Annotated in this window: 3 protein-coding genes; all 3 read left to right on the top strand. The window is 61.1% G+C overall.

Annotated features, from left to right (window positions below; translation table 11 throughout):
* Positions 1 to 192 precede the first annotated feature (192 nt).
* From IEY52_RS21715 to IEY52_RS21705, 3 genes are read left to right on the top strand one after another with little or no spacing between them, the layout of a single operon-like run.
* Complete coding sequence (locus IEY52_RS21715) at positions 193 to 6,561, top strand: non-ribosomal peptide synthetase (protein ID WP_268239752.1); 6,369 nt, start codon at positions 193 to 195, stop codon at positions 6,559 to 6,561.
* 24 nt (positions 6,562 to 6,585) lie between these two features.
* Entirely contained in the window at positions 6,586 to 13,014 is a 6,429-nt protein-coding gene (locus IEY52_RS21710; protein ID WP_189006916.1) for a non-ribosomal peptide synthetase, read from the top strand.
* Positions 13,011 to 17,189, top strand: a complete 4,179-nt coding sequence (locus IEY52_RS21705; RefSeq protein WP_189006912.1) for a type I polyketide synthase — start codon at positions 13,011 to 13,013, stop codon at positions 17,187 to 17,189. Before IEY52_RS21710 ends, IEY52_RS21705 begins: the two co-directional genes overlap by 4 nt.
* Positions 17,190 to 17,191: the final 2 nt, after the last annotated feature.

Genomic DNA, 17,191 nt, shown 5'->3' with positions numbered 1-17,191 from the left:
CCTGTACGTTAAAATTGCTCTCTGGGTGAGATTTTGCACCGAAGGCCATTCCGGGCAACGCTTGCAAATCTGCTGTCTTTCGTTTGCTGGAACTTAAGGTGTTTTCCCTGGCAAAGCTAAGGCATTTCCCTGAAACCTAGACCGATGGTGCCAGAAACCTGATTTTGACCTGTTAGGTTGAACTCGAAATTTATGCACATTCATTCACCCGGTTCATCACAGCCCCTGGATACCTTGCTTGATTTGTGTGCCCTCCGCGCTTCCCAGCAACCCGATCAGATGGGATTCACCTTTCACAGCGAAAACCAGCAGCGCAGCTCCCTGAGTTACCAGCACCTGGATGTGCGGGCCCGCAGCATTGCCGCCGTCCTGCAAGCCACCCTCAAGCCCGGAGACCGCGCCGTGCTGATGTACCCCGCAGGACTGGAGTACATTCAGGCCTTCCTGGGCTGCCTGTATGCCGGGGTGGTGGCCGTTCCTGCCTATCCTCCCGCCTCGGAACGCACCATGGGGCGACTGGATGCCGTGTTGCACGATGCACAGGCCCGCCTGATCCTCAGCACCTCTGCCACAATCAAGGGCCTTCACAGCAAACACCCCCAGCGTCTTGCAGATCCGCGCTGCCAGTGGATGGCCACCGACCAGATCCCCGATGAACAGGCTGCAACGTACCAGCGGCCCCTGGTGCGCCCGGACAGCCTGGCTTTCCTGCAGTACACCTCCGGGTCCACCTCGGCCCCCAAAGGGGTGAAACTCACCCACCAGAACCTGCTCAGCAACCTGAAAACCATCCAGGATGCTTTCAGGTTGCACCAGGACAGCAAAGGCATGATCTGGCTGCCACCTTACCACGACATGGGCCTGATCGGGGGCATCCTCACCCCGCTTTTTGTGGGGTTCGAGGTGCACCTGATGCCTCCGGTGGCCTTCCTGAAAAAACCAGAAAGCTGGTTGCAGCACATCGCAAATGAAAGGGCCACCTGCAGCGGAGGCCCCAACTTCGCTTATGAACTGTGCGTGCAGAAAACCACCCCCGAGTTCCGCGAGACCCTGGACCTGTCCTGCTGGGAAGTGGCATTCTGTGGCGCAGAACCCATCCGACCTGCAGTGTTGCGGCAGTTCTCAGAGGCCTTTCTGACGTCTGGTTTTCAGGAAAAAGCCCTGTATCCCTGCTACGGACTGGCCGAGGCCACCCTGATGGTCACCGGAGGAGACGCCCGTGAACCCTGGATGTCCTCCACCTTCAACCCTGAACAGCTGCAGCAGCACCAGGCCGTTCCAGACCCCCAGGGCCGCGAACTGGTGGGATGCGGACAGGTGCGAGAGGGACTGCAGGTGGACATCCTGGACCCCCAGACCGGACTGCCCCTCCCGGAGGGAAAAATTGGGGAGATTGTGGTGTCTGGACCCAGTGTCAGCCCTGGCTACTGGCACAAACCCCCCAGGGCAGAAGCTGGTTTTCCCACCGGAGACCTGGGTTTCCTGTGGCAGCAGGAACTGTTCGTCACGGGCCGCATCAAGGAAGTGCTGATCGTGCGGGGGCGCAACCACTACCCGCAGGACATCGAAGCCACGGTGCAATCCAGCCATGCTGCCCTGGAACCCGGAGCAGGGGTGGCGTTCACCGATGAAGCGGGAGAACTGGTGGTGGTGCAGGAGGTGCGCCGCTCCCACCGCAAAACCGACCTGGGGGGGGTGCTGCAGGATGTGCGTGAAGCGGTGGCCCTGGAGCACCAGTTGCAGTTGCGGCACCTGCTGCTGGTTCCTCCTGGCAGCCTGGAGAAGACCTCCAGCGGAAAACTGCAACGCACCCTGACCCGTGCACGCTTTCTGCAAAGTGAAATTGTTGCTCTGGAAGGTGCAAAGTCCCTTGAAACGCCTGCTGCTCCGCAGGATCCCCTCTCCCTGCAACTCATGCAACTGGGACCCTTTGCTGCCCATGAGCTGCAAGATGACCTCTCCCTTCTGCAACTGGGTCTGGATTCGCTGAAACTCATGGAGTTCCAGCACTGGCTGTCTGCACGTTCTGAAGTTTCACTGGAAGATTTGCTTGCGGGGATGTCCATCCGGGAGATCCGCCAGCAACTGAAAAACCCTGCGGAAAACCAGCCTGCAGTGGCCCTCACCTCGCCGGAAACGTCTGCTCCCTTTCCCCTCAGCCCGGAACAGCGGCAATTCTGGTTGTTGGATGCTTTCCTGCAATCCCATCAGGCCACCCATGCCAGCCACATCACCGCTCGCATCGCCCTGGAAGGCCCCTGGACCCCGAACCTCTTGCAAGGGCGTCTGACCCAGCTGGTTTTCAGTCATCCGGTTTTGCGCACCTCTTACCACCTTGCTGCTTCAGGCCCCCTGCAGCAATTGGAAGCACCTTACACCCCCGACCTTCCCCTGCTGGACCTGCAAAACCTGCAGGCAGACCAGCAGGAGCGGGTGATGGCGAAGGTGCTGGAAGGCCTCAGCGAAGATCCCATCGACCTGACCGGACCTTGCATGCTCAGGGCCATGCTTTTCCAGTGTGGACATGAACGGTTTGAACTGGGCGTGACGCTGCACCACATTGCCGGAGATTACTTCTCGCTGGAGGTGTTGCTGCAGGGCCTGCTGAACCAGACCCCCACAGCGGCTTCCTATCAGGAGCATGTGCAGCACCAGCAACCCCCGACAGCAGGGCACCTGCAGTACTGGGAAACCCAGTTTGCAGGCGCACGCCCTGCCGTTGCCTTCCCAGATCCTCTGTCTGCCGTGGACCGGCTCAGCAGGCACACGGAAGTGCTGCCCTGGAGCCGCTGGGAGCAGGTGAAAAAGCATGCCCGCGCGCAACAGATGACCCCCTTCATGGTGCTGCTCTCTGCGTACCATCTGGCCCTCCACCAGCACAGCAGGGCAGAGCAGGTCATGACTGGTGTGGTGGTTTCAGGCCGCCGGGGAAACTGGCAGCACACGGCAGGTTGTTTTGTGAATGTGCTCCCGGTGCGCAGTCATTGGTCAGGCCAGATCCCTGCAGAACGCTTTGGCAGCGAGATGCGCCAGACGGTGCTCGCTGGCCTGAAGCACCTGCTGCCTTATGAAGTGCTGCTGCCCGGATTGCGTGAAGCAGACCGCAATGCCACTCCCCTGAACGCAGGTTTTGTGATGCAGGGCCTGGAACGCATCCCGGAAATCACCCGGCAAAACCTCACGGCACGCCTGCAAGGGGTGGTGCCCGCCAGCATGACCCAGCAGGACTTGCGCCTCACGGTGGGTGAAACAGTCCACCCGGAAGGCGTGCGCCTAGACTGGGACTGCAAATGGCCCCTCAGAAAAGTGGTCCATGAACTCTCTGTGCTGTTCAACCAGAGCCTGGATGCCCTGCTGAACGGGGAAACCCTGGAGTTGCAACCCCGGACTGCTGAAAATGCACCCTCCCAGCAAAAACCCACCCGGACGGCCCGCGACAGCCTGGAAAGGGTGCTGCAGCACCTCTGGCAGAAGGTGCTGGGCTTGCCTGAAGTGGGAATCCAGGACAGTTTCTTTGAACTGGGAGGCAGTTCTTTGCAGGTGGTGCAACTCTGGACCCATTTAAATGGGCATTTTGGGGTGATGCTGCCCCAGCAGGTGTTTTTCGATGGTCGCCTCACCATCGAGAAGACCGCAAAGGTGCTGCGGGACCTGGGGATTCGGGTGGTTGAGGAGCCCATATTTGCACCCCAGACCAGAAGCCATCAGCCTGAGAAGCCACCCAGAACGCTGAACGCCCACCAGACCCTCTCTTTGCTGCTGCAGCAATTGCAGCCCTCCGACCTGCAACACCATGTCCGGCTGTGGGAAGGGCCAGCCGTGGACCCTGAAACGCTGAAAGGCTGGGTTCAGGAGGCGCTGGAAGCCACCCCTGAGTTGCACACGGTGGTGGACCTGAACGGAGCACGTGCAGTCCCTGCAGGTGTGGTTGCCCATCAGCACAGCGAAAACAAGCCAGAAAACCTGACCTCCTGGCTGGAGGTGCAGCTGCACAGCCCTTTTGACCTGCAGCACCCGCCACTCCTGCGCTCTTTCAGTGCCAGTCTGCCACAAGGCATGCTGTTCGGACTGGTGGCGCACCCGCTGGGCCTGGATGAAGCTGCGCTGGATGTGTTTGCAGCACAGGTGTCCCGGCGTTCGCGGGGTCTTCCTCTGCTGGAGGACAGCCCACAAACGGACCTGCCTGCAGGGGATGGGGTTCCTGCTGAACTCCCTGCTTCTTATGCCCGACCTGCCCGGCCCCACTGGAAGGCGGCACAACGGACCTTCCAGTGGCCGCATGCCCTCAGAAAGCTGGATGCAAAAACTGCTTTTGCGGCTTTTCAGGTGCTGATTTACCGCCTGGGTGGGCAGGAGAACTTCTGGCTGTCCCATCAAAGCAGGGCCGTTGCCGTGCACATCACGGGTCAGATGTCTTTTGTAGACCTGATGCAGCAGGAACAGAAAACCCTGTCCAATGCAGGGTTGTGGCAGCAGGCGAATCTGTCCGGGGTTCCCCGCCAGCATCCGGTATGCCCGCTGGCTTTCACGGCTGCAGACCCTCTTTGGCTGGGTGAAGGGCTGCTGCTGGAACGGTTTGCCCACATGCCGCACCGCCTGCATGACCTGAGGGTGCAGTTCACGCCAGAGCAGCTGACGCTGGAATACCGCACCGAACTGTTCAGCGAGAAAGCCGTGCAGACCCTGCTGGATCAGTATGTTTGCCTGCTGCAGGGCCTCACCGCCTTCCCGGAACGGCCCGTGCAGGACCACCCCATGGGTGTTGCGGTGGTGGGGCAGGGAGAGCAAAGGCAGGTTCCGCAGCATCACCTGCTGCAGGCCTTTCAGCGTCAGGCCATGCTGAACCCCCACAAAGTGGCTGTGCGCTCCCGGCAGGAAGACCTCAGTTACTCCGAGCTGGACCGACAATCCAGCAGGCTGGCCCACCAGTTGCTGCAGCAGGGCATCACCCCAGCAGACCGGGTGGGCATCTGCCTGGAGCGCAGCCCCCAGATGCTGCTGGCCCTGCTGGCCGTGCTGAAAAGCGGAGCGGCTTATGTGCCGCTGGATCCCCGTTTCCCCCGGGACCGACTGGAATACATCCTGCAGGATGCCCAGCTGAAAGCCCTCATCACCAGCCAGCCCCTGCAGCAGGAATTCCAGTTTCCCTGTGAGGTTTTGCTGCTGCAGGGGCTGGCAGACACCCTGGCCCGGCAACCCGACACTGCGCCTGCCCTGAACTGCAGCGGGGAAGATCTGGCCTACCTGATGTACACCTCCGGTTCAACAGGTGCGCCCAAAGGGGTGATGGTGAACCGGGCAGGACTCGACAACTTCCTGCTGTCCATGCAGGAGCGTCCTGGCCTCACAGAAGAAGATGTGCTGCTGGCCGTGACAACCCTGTCTTTTGACATTGCGGGCCTGGAGCTGTTCCTGCCTCTCACGGTGGGCGCAACGGTGCTGCTGGCCTCCAGAGAAGAAGCCATGTACGGCCCTGCTCTGATGGAACTGGCCCGGACAGCCACAGTGATGCAGGCCACCCCGGTCACCTGGCGCATGCTGCTGGATGCTGGCTGGACACCCGAAAAACCCTTCAAAGCCTTGATCGGAGGAGAGGCCCTGCCCGCCCAGCTGGCTGCAGAAATACTGGCTCTGGGGGTGGAGCTGTGGAACATGTACGGACCCACCGAAACCACCATCTGGTCCACGCTGCAACGCATGCTGCCAGAGGCACCCATCACCCTGGGTCAGCCCATTCTGAACACCTCCCTGCACGTGCTGGACGAACAGCTCAGACCTGTCCCTGCCGGAGCGGTGGGGGAACTGTGGATTGGCGGTCTGGGGGTGGCGAAAGGCTACTGGAACCGCCCGGAACTCACCGAATCCCGTTTTGTGCAGCAGGGTGAGGAAAGGCTGTACTGCACCGGTGACCTGGTGCGGGTGCAAGAGGGGCAACTGCTTTATGTGGGGCGCAGCGACCACCAGCTGAAAGTCCGGGGTTTCCGCATTGAACCCGGAGAAATTGAAGCGGTGCTGTGCCGTCACCCGCAGGTGCAACAGGCGGTGGTGCTGCCGGTGCAGGTGGGTGGTGAAATCCAGCTTGCTGCTTACCTGCAAACCTCTACCCCCATCAGTGCAGTGGAATTGCGCCAGCACCTCGGGCAATTTTTGCCGCCCCACATGGTTCCTGCCCATTTTGAGTTTGTGCAGCACTTTCCCCTCACCCCCAACGGCAAGGTGGACCGCAAGCAACTGAAACCCACCTGGATTCCTGCACCGCTGGACACCTCACCCCCAACCACCCCCACCGAGCACAGCCTGCATGGGGTGTTTTCCGGTCTGCTGGGCATCAACCCGGTGGGCATCCATGAAGATTTCTTTGCGCTGGGCGGGGACATTCACGCACTCCTGCACCTGCAACAGCAGGCAGAAACCCTCTGTGGGCAGCGCCTCAACCTCAGCGAAGCGCTGTTTGAACCCCTCACCATCCACCACCTGGGCAGCCGCCTGGATGTGCAGATGCTGCAGGACGCAGATCCTGACTTGCTGGCCCAGTTGCTGGGTGAGCTGGATCTGTCCTGATGCCTGATTTGACTTGGAGCCCCCATGACCCAGAATGACCTCCTGAAAAACCTGACCCCCGAACAGCGCCAGAAGGTGCTGGAACGGCTGCGGGAACGGCAGGCCACAGCGCCCAGAACTTATCCCATGACCCCCGCCCAGCAGCGCCTGTACTTCCTGTCGGAGTTGCGTCCCAGCCGGGCCTACAACATGGCCACGGCCCTGGAACTGCAGGGAAACCTGGAGGTTTCGCGCCTGAAAACGGCCCTGCAGCACCTCGTTCAGCGCCATGAAGCCCTCAGAACCACCTTCCAGCAGGACGGCGAACGGTTTTTGCAGGTGGTGCATGCTGATCTGGAAGTGCCTTTTCAGATGCTGGACTTCAGCCAGGAAAGCCCTGAACGCACAGAACAGATGCTGCTGCAGGAGGCCCGCACCCTCTTTGACCTGCGCACCGGACCCCTGCTGCGCATTTCGCTGATTCACCATTCTGACGTGCAGCACACCCTTTCCCTGGTGGTGCACCACAGCGTGGCCGATGGCTGGTCTCTGGGGTTGCTGCTGCAGGACCTGCGTGCCCTGTATGCAGGTCAACGTTTGCCTGCACCCTCCCAGACGTTTGGGGCGTATGCCAGCCTGCAACAGGTTCAATCCGCAGAGGATGCTTCCCTGACCCAGTGGAAAGAACGTCTGGCTGGACCGCTGCCCCTGCTGAACCTGCCCCTGGACCACCCCAGGCCTGCCCTGCAGGGGGACGATGGGGATGCGGTGGTGCTGCAACTGGACAGCGAACTCGCAGGTCTGCTGCGTTCAGAGGCCCGCAGGCAGAATCTGACCCCCTTCATGGTGCTGCTGACGGCCTATCAGGTGCTGCTGTGCAAATCCAGCGGTCAGCAGGAGGTGACCACTGGCACCCCCACCCTGGGCCGCTCCCGCGCGGAATGGCAGAACACCGTGGGGTACTTTGCCAACACCGTGGTGTTGCGCTCAGACCTGCCGGAAACCCTCACCGTGCAGCAGGCCTTCCAGAAGGTGAAAGGCACCACCCTCAGTGCCCTGGAACACCAGCAGGTGCCTTTTGAGCGGGTGCTGGAAACGCTGGAGGTGGAGCGCGACTTCAGTCACAGCCCGCTGTTTCAGGCGATGTTCGCCCATCAGGTGACGCCCCTGAGTGCTTTTTCCATGGGTGAAATGACCGTCACCCCCAGGGAAGTCCTGAACCAGACCGCCAAGTTTGATGTGCAGCTGCTGGTTTTTGAGGAAGGCAACGCTTTCCGTTGCATCTTTGAGTACAGCACCGAACTTTTTGAGCACAATTCGGTGCAGCTGCTGGCCCAGCATTACCAGCACCTCTTGAAAGAAATGCTGCTGAACCCCACTGCAAAACTGGGTGAACTGGATTTCCTGACGCAGGCGGACCGCGAGACCCTGCAGCAATGGAACAGCACAGAAGTGCTGCTGCAAGGCCCCCTCCTGCTGCACCAGCGCATTGAGCAGCAGGCCCAGAAAACCCCCGATGCTCCAGCGGTGGTCTTTGAACAGAAAACCCTCACATACCACCAGCTGAATCAGCAGGCTGACCTGCTGGCTGCCCACCTGCAGGCCCTGGGGGTGGGGCCAGACATCCCGGTGGCCATTCTGATGGACCGTTCCGGGCACCTTCCGGTGGCCCTGCTGGGCGTGTTGAAAGCCGGAGGAGCTTATGTGCCCCTCGATCCGGGATACCCCCAGGAACGGCTGGCTTACATGCTGCAGGACAGCAAAGCGGGGGTGCTGCTGATCGAGAAAGGCACAGTGCCCGGATGGGTTCCGGAAACCCTGGTGGTTTTGCAGGTGGCAGATCTGCCTCGCCCCCCTCTGGAGGAGGACCTTGCCGTGCCCCTGGACCCGGACAGCCTCGCCTACATCATTTACACTTCCGGGTCCACCGGGCAACCCAAAGGGGTGATGAACACCCACCGGGGCGTGGTGAACCGCCTGCTGTGGATGCAGGACATCTACAGCCTCACTGAAAAAGATCGGGTGTTGCAGAAAACCCCCATGAGCTTCGATGTCTCGGTGTGGGAGTTTTTCTGGCCGCTGATCACCGGGGCCACCCTGGTGCTGGCCCGCCCGGAAGGCCACAGGGATCCCCGTTACCTCTCTGAGGTGATCGAGCAGCAGAAGATCACTGTGTTGCACTTTGTGCCGTCCATGCTGCGGGCGTTCTTGCAGGATTTTGCCCCCGGACGCTGCCCGAGCCTCAGGGAGGTGATGTGCAGCGGGGAAGCCCTGCCGCTGGATGTCACACAGCAGTTTTTTGCGCGCAGCAAGGCAGGACTGCACAACCTGTATGGCCCCACCGAAGCTGCCATTGATGTCACCTTCTGGCCCTGCCAGCAAGACGAAAAGCGCGCCTCGGTGCCGATTGGTCGGCCCATTGCCAACACCAGAATTCACATCGCAGACCAGAATTTGCGCCCGCTGCCGATTGGGATTCCTGGAGAACTGCTGATTGAGGGGACGGGACTGGCCCGGGGCTACCTCGGCAAAGCTGCCCTCACCGCTGAAAAATTCGTGACCCTGCCATCCGGGGAACGGGTGTACCGCACCGGAGACCTTGCCCGCTGGAACGCGCGGGGCGAACTGGAATTTCTGGGGCGGCTGGACCACCAGGTGAAAATCCGTGGTTTTCGCATCGAACTCGGGGAAATCGAGGTGGCCCTGAAAAGCCTGTCTGGTGTGCAGGACGCTGCCGTGATGCCCCGCACTTTTGCAGGGGCAGAGCAACTGGTGGCTTACATGGTTTCTGCTGAACCGCTGCAAGCCAGCAAGGTGCGCGGCCAGCTTTCCCGCACCCTGCCCGAACACATGGTGCCGCAGCATGTGGTGTTCCTTGAGGCATTGCCCCTCAGTCCCAACGGCAAGCTGGACCGCAAAAACCTGCCCCTGCCAGATCTGACGGTGCAACAGCAGGCTTACGTGGCCCCCAGCACAGCACAGGAAAAAGACCTGGCAGACATCTGGGCACAGGTGCTGGGCGTGGAGAAAGTGGGCCTGGACGATGGTTTCTTTGCGCTGGGAGGAGACTCCATCCGCAGCCTCACGGTGATTTCCCGTGCCCGTGAAAAAGGCCTGGGCCTCACCCTGCAGCAGCTTTTCCAGCATCCCACCCTGCGGGAACTGGCGGCAAGCCTGCAAGATGGCGTTGCAGAGACAGAAACCACAGTTCCCTTTTCCCTCGTCCCATCCGCAGCCCTGGAGTTGCTGCCAGAGGGCCTGGAAGACGCTTATCCCCTCTCCACCCTGCAGGCCGGACTGGTGTTCCAGAGCGAACTGCATGCCGGAAGTGCCCTGTACCACGACATCATGACCTACCGCATCCAGGGGGAATTCCGCAAACCCATTTTCATTCAGGCGCTGGACCGTCTGGTGCGCAGGCACCCCATCTTGCGCACCTCTTTTGACCTGGGTGCTCCGGGCGGTCCCTTGCAACGGGTGCACCGTCACGTGCAGGTGCCTTTTGAACTGCATGATTTGCGGGGTCTGGATGCACAGGTCCAGGAAAACCGCCTGCACGAGGACCTGCAGCAAGAAAAACAGTGGCGCTTCGACTGGGCTTCTCCTCCGCTGGCCCGTTTTCAGGTGCATCTGCTGGACGACCAGACCTACCAGTACACCCTGAGTTTCCACGATTCCCTGCTGGACGGCTGGAGCGTGAATGCTTTCCAGGCCGAGCTGTTTTCCAGCTACCAGCAGCTTTTGCAGGGCCAGGACCTGCCCGAAAAACCCACCCCCCAGCCGCTTTATCGGGATTTCGTGCAGGCCGAGCTGCAGGCGTTGCAGTCGGAGAGCAAGGGTTTCTGGCAGCAGGAACTTTCCGGTGCCCAGGCCACCGTGCTGCCCAGATGGGTGGCCTCCCAGACCCTGCAGAAACGTGGGGTGGCCCTCTCTCCGGTGAAGGTTGCAGAGGCAGAAGGAGCCAGACTGCACCTGCTGGCCCGTGAACTGGGGGTGTCCATCAAGCACGTGCTGCTGGCCTGGCACCTCAAGTCCCTTTCGGTGCTGACCAACCAGCAGGACCTTGTGAGCGGTCTGGAACAGGGCGGACGCCTGGAATCCGGGCAATCAGAGGAGGTGCTGGGCCTCTTTCTGAACACCCTGCCCTTCCGGCTGGACCTCACGGAAGGGAGCTTTCTGGATTTGATCCGACAGGTGCACCAGAAAGAACGCTCGCTGCTGCCCCACCGCCGTTACCCGATGGCCCGCATGCAGCAGGGACAGCAGGGCAGTCTGCCTTTCGAGGTGGTGTTCAATTACACCCACTTCCATGTGGCTGCAGACCTCCTGAAGTTGCAGGCCGGGAGATTGTTGCAGCGCAGTGCCGTGCTGGAAACAGAGTACCCCCTCAGGGCCGAATTCAACCAGGGACTGGATTCCTCTGCCCTGACGCTGGATTTGCATTACGACACCTCACAGCTGGGTGAAAAGCAGGTGCAGCAGATCGGGCAGGTGTACCGGGAGGTGCTGCAGGCCCTGGTGCAGGAGCCTGAAGGGTCTCACACCAGACGGTCTTTTGTGCCCCCATCAGAAGAACATGTGCTGCTCAGAACCTGGAACAGCAACCAGCAGGACTTCCCGCTGGACTCCAGCTTCAAGGTGCTGTTTGAAAAACAGGTGGAAATCACCCCAGATCACATTGCTGTCTCCTGCCAGGGCCGTCACCTCACGTACCGGGAGCTGAACGACCGTGCAAACCGGCTGTCCCATTTGCTGATGCAGCAGGGCGTGGGTCCAGAGGTGCTGGTGCCCATCCTGATGGAGCGCTCCGGGGACTTCCTGATGGCGATGCTGGCGGTGTTCAAGGCGGGGGCAGCTTACGTGCCCCTGGACCCCCAGCACCCGGAATTGAGGCTCTGGCAGGTGCTGGAACAGCTGGACGCCCCGCTGATCCTCACCCAGCATTCCCTTCTGCAGGTGCTGGATCGGGTGTCCCGTCTGGGCCTCCCGGAAACGGTGCTGCAGCTTGCACTGGACGCCCTGGACCTCACAGACCAGCCCACCAGCAACCCAGAGGTGCAGACCAGCCCGGAAAACCTGGCTTATGTGATTTACACTTCGGGGTCCACCGGGAAGCCCAAAGGGGCGATGGTGCTGCAAAAAGGCATGGTCAACCACCTGTACGCCAAGGTGCATGACCTCAGGCTCACCCCTGAGGATGTGGTGGCCCAGACCGCCTCGCAGTGCTTTGACATATCGGTGTGGCAGTTCCTGGTGGCGCTCTTGCAGGGCGGTCAGACGGTGGTCTACCCCGATGCAGTGGCCCTCGATCCCCTGGGACTGTTGCGTTGTGTTGTGCAGGATGGGGTGAGCGTGCTGGAAACCGTGCCCTCCCTGCTCAGGGCCACCACCGAACTTCTGCAACTGCAGGCCCCGCCAGCGTTGCAGTTGCGCTGGTTGCTGGTCACCGGAGAGGCCCTGCCCCCGGACCTGTGCACAGCATGGTTCCAGTTTTACCCGCACATTCCCCTGCTGAACGCTTACGGTCCCACCGAATGCTCGGACGACGTGGCCCACTTTGCCCTTCACGCCCCCTTGCCAGAGCACACCCGCATCACCCCCATCGGGTCGGTGATCCCCAACATGCAGCTTTACGTGCTGAACCCGCAGCTCAAACCCGTGCCGCTTGGCACCCCCGGAGAACTCTTTGTGGGTGGGGTGGGTGTGGGCAGGGGTTACTTCAAAGACCAGAAGCGCACCGCTGAAGTGTTCCTGGAGGATCCTTTTGTGCCAGGAGGCAGGCTGTACCGCACCGGAGATCTGGTGCGCTGGAACGTGCAAGGTCAACTGGAATTCCTGGGACGGCTGGACCACCAGGTGAAAATTCGCGGTTTCCGCATCGAACTCGGGGAAATCGAAGCGGTGCTGAACCAGCATCCCCAGGTCCGGGAAGCCGTGGTGATCGGCCATCAGGACCGCCTGGGGGCTTACGTGGTGCTGACAGATGTACTGGACGTGCAACGGCTCAGGCAGCACGTGGCCCTGCACCTTCCCGATTACATGGTCCCCTCCTGGGTGGTGGTGCTGCCAGAGATGCCCCTGAACGCCAACGGCAAACTGGACCGCAAGCAACTCCCCGAACCCCAGTGGAGTGCTGCAGAACGCCCCCTTGTTCCCCCTTCGGGCGCTCTGGAAACCCAGCTCTTAGAGCTGTGGTGTGAGTTGCTGGGGCAGACCCAGCTCAGCGTGGAAGACAGCTTCTTTGAGGTGGGGGGACATTCCCTGCTGCTGGTCCAGTTGCATGCCAGGGTGCAGGCATGTCTGGAACGAGAACTTCCCATGACTTTGTTTTTTGAACATCCCACCATTCGCAGTTTTGCCCTGCACCTCCAGCAGGAAGGATCCGGCAAGGATCAGGCCGAACAGGCCCTGGACCGTGGACAGCAACGCCGTCAGGCCATGCAGCGCAGGCAGCAACGCCGAGGAGACACATGAATGATTTTTTGGACAGAGACCACAGCCAGAGCATCGCCATCATTGGCATGGCTGGACGCTTCCCAGACGCCCAGAACCTCTCGGAATTCTGGCAGAACCTGCAAGAGGGCCGCGAGTGCATCCGCACCTTCAGCATGGAAGAACTCTTGCAGGCCGGGGTTTCCCAGGAACTGCTGCAGGACCCCAACTATGTCAGGGCACGGCCTTATCTGGAAGGGATTGAGCTTTTTGACCACAGCTTTTTTGGTTTCACCCCCCGCGAGGCCAGCATCATGGACCCGCAGCACCGCCTGCTGCTGGAAACCGCCTGGGAGGCCTTCGAGAACGCCGGGTACGTTCCGGACACCCTGAAAGAACGGGTCTCGGTGTACGCTGGAACCGGAGAAAACGGGTACCTGTGGTACAACCTTTCGGCCCACCGGGAACTGATGGAAAGCATGGGTGGCTTTCCGGCCATCGTGGGGAACGGCAAGGATTACCTGGCGTCCCGCATCTCCTACAAGCTGAATTTGCGGGGGCCCAGCCTGACCGTGCAGACCGCCTGCTCGAGTTCGCTGGTGGCCATCCACCTGGGGTGCCAGAGCCTGCTCAGCGGAGAATCGGATCTGGCACTGGCGGGTGCAGTGTCCCTGGCTTTGCCCAAAATTGGGGGTTACCTGTACCAGCCAGAAGGGATTGTGTCCTCGGATGGGCACTGCCGCTCCTTTGACCAGCATGCAGACGGCACCCTGTTTGGCAGCGGGGTGGGTGTGGTGCTGCTCAAACGCATGGAAGACGCCCTCAGGGATGGGGATTTCATTCATGGGGTTTTGCTGGGCAGCGCCCTCAACAACGATGGGGCCCACAAGGTGGGCTACACCGCTCCAGGGGTTCCTGGCCAGTCCGAGGTGATCCTGGAAGCGCTGGGCGTGGCAGGCATCGAACCCCAGCAGGTGTCTTATGTGGAGGCGCACGGCAGCGCCACCCGCCTGGGAGACCCCATCGAACTGCGTGCACTGGGACAGGCATATGAGGGCGTGGAAGCAGGAACGGTTGCACTGGGTTCGGTGAAAACCAACATCGGGCACGTCAACACTGCAGCAGGCATGGCAGGCCTGATGAAAACCCTGCTGGGACTGCAGCACCAGCAGATCCCCGCCAGCCTGAATTTGCACACCCCCACCCCGCTGGTGGACTGGGCAAAGAGCCCTTTTTACATCAACACCACCCTGAAAACCTGGGAACCTTTTGGGGGCAGGCGCATCGCCGGGGTGAGTTCTTTCGGGCTGGGCGGCACCAACGCCCACGTGATTGTGGAGGAGGCCCCACAGCGTGCTCCTGCTGCACCTTCCAGAACCCCCCAGCTGCTGCTGTTCTCAGGACGCAGCGAAAACGCAGCGCAGCAGCAGGCCCAACAGCTTGCAGAACACCTGAAAGGTGCAAAAGAAACCCTGCCAGACGTGGCCTACACCCTGCAGGTGGGACGCAAAGCCTTCTCACACAGGCGGGCCGTGGTGGCAAAAAGCCTGGAAGAGGCCGTGCAGAAACTGCAGCAACCTGCTGCCTCACAACTGGCTGCCCCTTCCCCCGAAGTGGCCTGGATGTTTCCAGGGGTGGGGGAACGTTACGCTGCCACCATCCGCGATCTGTACGACACCGAGCCGGTGTTCCGGGAAAGCCTGGACCACTGCTGTGAACGGCTCACAGCGCATGTGGGGCTGGATCTGCGCACCCTGCTGTGGCAGGAAGGACAGGTCAACTTCCGGGATCTGCGCGGAGGTGCAGCTGCAGGAGAACTGGGCCGCACCCGCCATGCCCAGCCTGCCCTTTTTGCCGTGGAGTACAGCCTTGCGCAACTCTGGCAGGCCTGGGGCATCCAGCCTGCCCGCCTGATCGGGCACAGCCTGGGCGAATACGTGGCGGTGACCCTCGCAGGTGTGATGTCGCTGCCAGACGCCCTGAGGGTGGTGGCTTTGCGGGCCGCCCTGATCGATCAGGAACCTGTGGGGGCCATGCTGGCCGTCCCCCTCTCCGAACAGGACATCCTGAAGCGCCTGAAAGATGGACTCTCTCTGGCTGCTGTGAATGCTCCAGCGCTGTGCGTGGTCTCTGGAACGCTGGAAGCGGTGGGCGCACTGGAAACCGAACTCCTGCAGGAAGGCCTTGCTGCAAGGCGTCTGGCCGCCACCCATCCCTTTCATTCCAGCAGGCTGGAACACCTCAAACCTGCACTTCTGCAACTCCTGCAAGGCGTGAAACTGCAGGCTCCAGAAATTCCAGTGCTGTCCAACCTGACCGGAAACTGGCTCACCGAAAATGAGGCCTGCAACCCCGCTTACTGGGCTGAGCACCTCTGCGCCCCGGTGCGCTTCAGTCAGGGAATCAGCAGGCTGGCAGAGGACTTCCAGGGGATCTTGCTGGAAGTGGGACCGGCCCAGTCGCTCAGCGTGTTTGCCAGACAACACCTGCAGGCAGACACCCACCCCGTCTTCAGTGTGCTGCCCCACCCTTTTGAACAACTTCCTGCGCAGCAGCATGCCCTGCAGACGCTGGGGAAACTGTGGTGCCAGGGCGTGCAGATCGACTGGCAGGGTTTTTATGCGTCAGAACAGCGTTGCCGCGTGCCCTTGCCCACCTATCCTTTTGAGCGCCAGTACCACTGGATTGAACCTGCAAAACAGGAAACGGCAGTGCAAGCTGCGACACTGGCGTTCTCCGAAAGTCAGCCCCAGCAAGGGGAAACCTCCTCCACCCCCTCCCTTTCAAACAGCAACGCAGAACAGCAACTGCTGGACCTTTACAGCGAACTGCTGGGCATCCAGAACATCCGCAAAGACCAGGGGTTCTTTGAACTGGGCGGGCATTCCCTGCTGGCGGTGCAACTGATTTCCCGCATCCGGGAGGTGTTCGGGGCGAAACTGCAACTGGTCACCCTCTTTCAGGCCCCCAGTGTGGAAGCCCTGCTGCCCCTGCTGGACGCGCAGCCTTCCCGGCAGGAAACCCTGGATTTCTGGCAGGAAGCCCGGCTGGAAGCAGAAATTCGCCCTCAGGCCGGTCAAGTGGCCTTCAGTGGGGTGCCCGGAAAAGTGCTGCTCACTGGAGCAACGGGTTTTCTGGGGGCGTTCGTGGTGGATGAACTGCTGCAGCAAACCGACGCCCAGATTTGTTGCCTGATCCGGGCTGAAAACGAAGCAGAGGCCCGTGAACGCCTGCTGGCCAACCTGCAGAATTACGGGGTGCTTCCTGCAGATCCAGCCCGTCTGGAGCGCCTGCAGATCATTGTGGGAGACCTCATCCAGCGCAATTTTGGTCTGTCTGCAGAAACTTACCAGCAACTGGCCCAGGAAGTGCAGGCGGTGTACCACGTTGCGGCCTGGGTGAACTGGATTTACCCCTATCAGGCCCTCAAAGCGGCCAACGTGGAAGGCACCATTGAGGTGCTGCGTTTTGCTGTGCAGGGCACCCTCAAACCGGTGCATCATGTGTCTTCCACAGCGGTCTTTGATGTGCCCACCTACCCCGAATCCAGCCTGCCTGCTGAAGACTTTGACCTGGCTTCCCTGGATTACAGCGAGGGGATGCTCACCGGGTATGCCATCAGCAAATGGGTGGCGGAACAACTGGTGCTGGAAGCCCGCAGGCGCGGCATTCCCACCAGCATCTACCGCGCGGCTTACGTGGCGGGCCACAGCCAGACCGGGGCCTGCAACACCGGGGATTTCATTTACCGCATGACCAAGGGCTGCATTGAACTGGGGCTGGTCCCGGACATCCATGTGCAGCTCAACATCGCCCCGGTGGATTTTGTGGCTGAAGGGCTGGTCCGGCTTTCCCTGAGCCAGGCAGCAGGCACCTTCCATGTGGTGAACAGTGAAACCTCCTTCTGGCAGGAAATCATCGGCTGGATGGGCACGCTGGGGTATCCCCTCAGCAAGGTGCATTACGACCGCTGGATCAGCAAGATTGCGGCCACCCCGGAAAACGCCCTGTACCCGCTGGTGCCGTACCTTCCCGAGGATTTCCACGCCCCCGAGGACGGCAGCGCACAGGGCAGGCTGGTGGACAGCACCCTCACCACCAGTTTGCTGCAACAGGAGGGGGTCACTTGCCCCACCGCCAATGCAGAGCTGTTGCAGGTGTACCACCGCTTCATGGTGCACAAAGGCTTCCTGCAGGACGCGGTGACCCCCGCATGAGC

The organism is Deinococcus roseus (assembly GCF_014646895.1).
Lineage (GTDB): Bacteria > Deinococcota > Deinococci > Deinococcales > Deinococcaceae > Deinococcus_C > Deinococcus_C roseus.
Note: the sequence above shows the minus strand (reverse complement) of the source record. Positions and strands in the feature narration are given on the sequence as shown.

What these genes read in the sequence shown, in the direction of transcription:
- IEY52_RS21715 (WP_268239752.1), top strand. Translation starts at nt 193, where the DNA reads ATGCACATTCATTCACCCGGTTCATCACAGCCCCTGGATACCTTGCTT.
- IEY52_RS21710 (WP_189006916.1), top strand. Translation starts at nt 6,586, where the DNA reads ATGACCCAGAATGACCTCCTGAAAAACCTGACCCCCGAACAGCGCCAG.
- IEY52_RS21705 (WP_189006912.1), top strand. Translation starts at nt 13,011, where the DNA reads ATGAATGATTTTTTGGACAGAGACCACAGCCAGAGCATCGCCATCATT.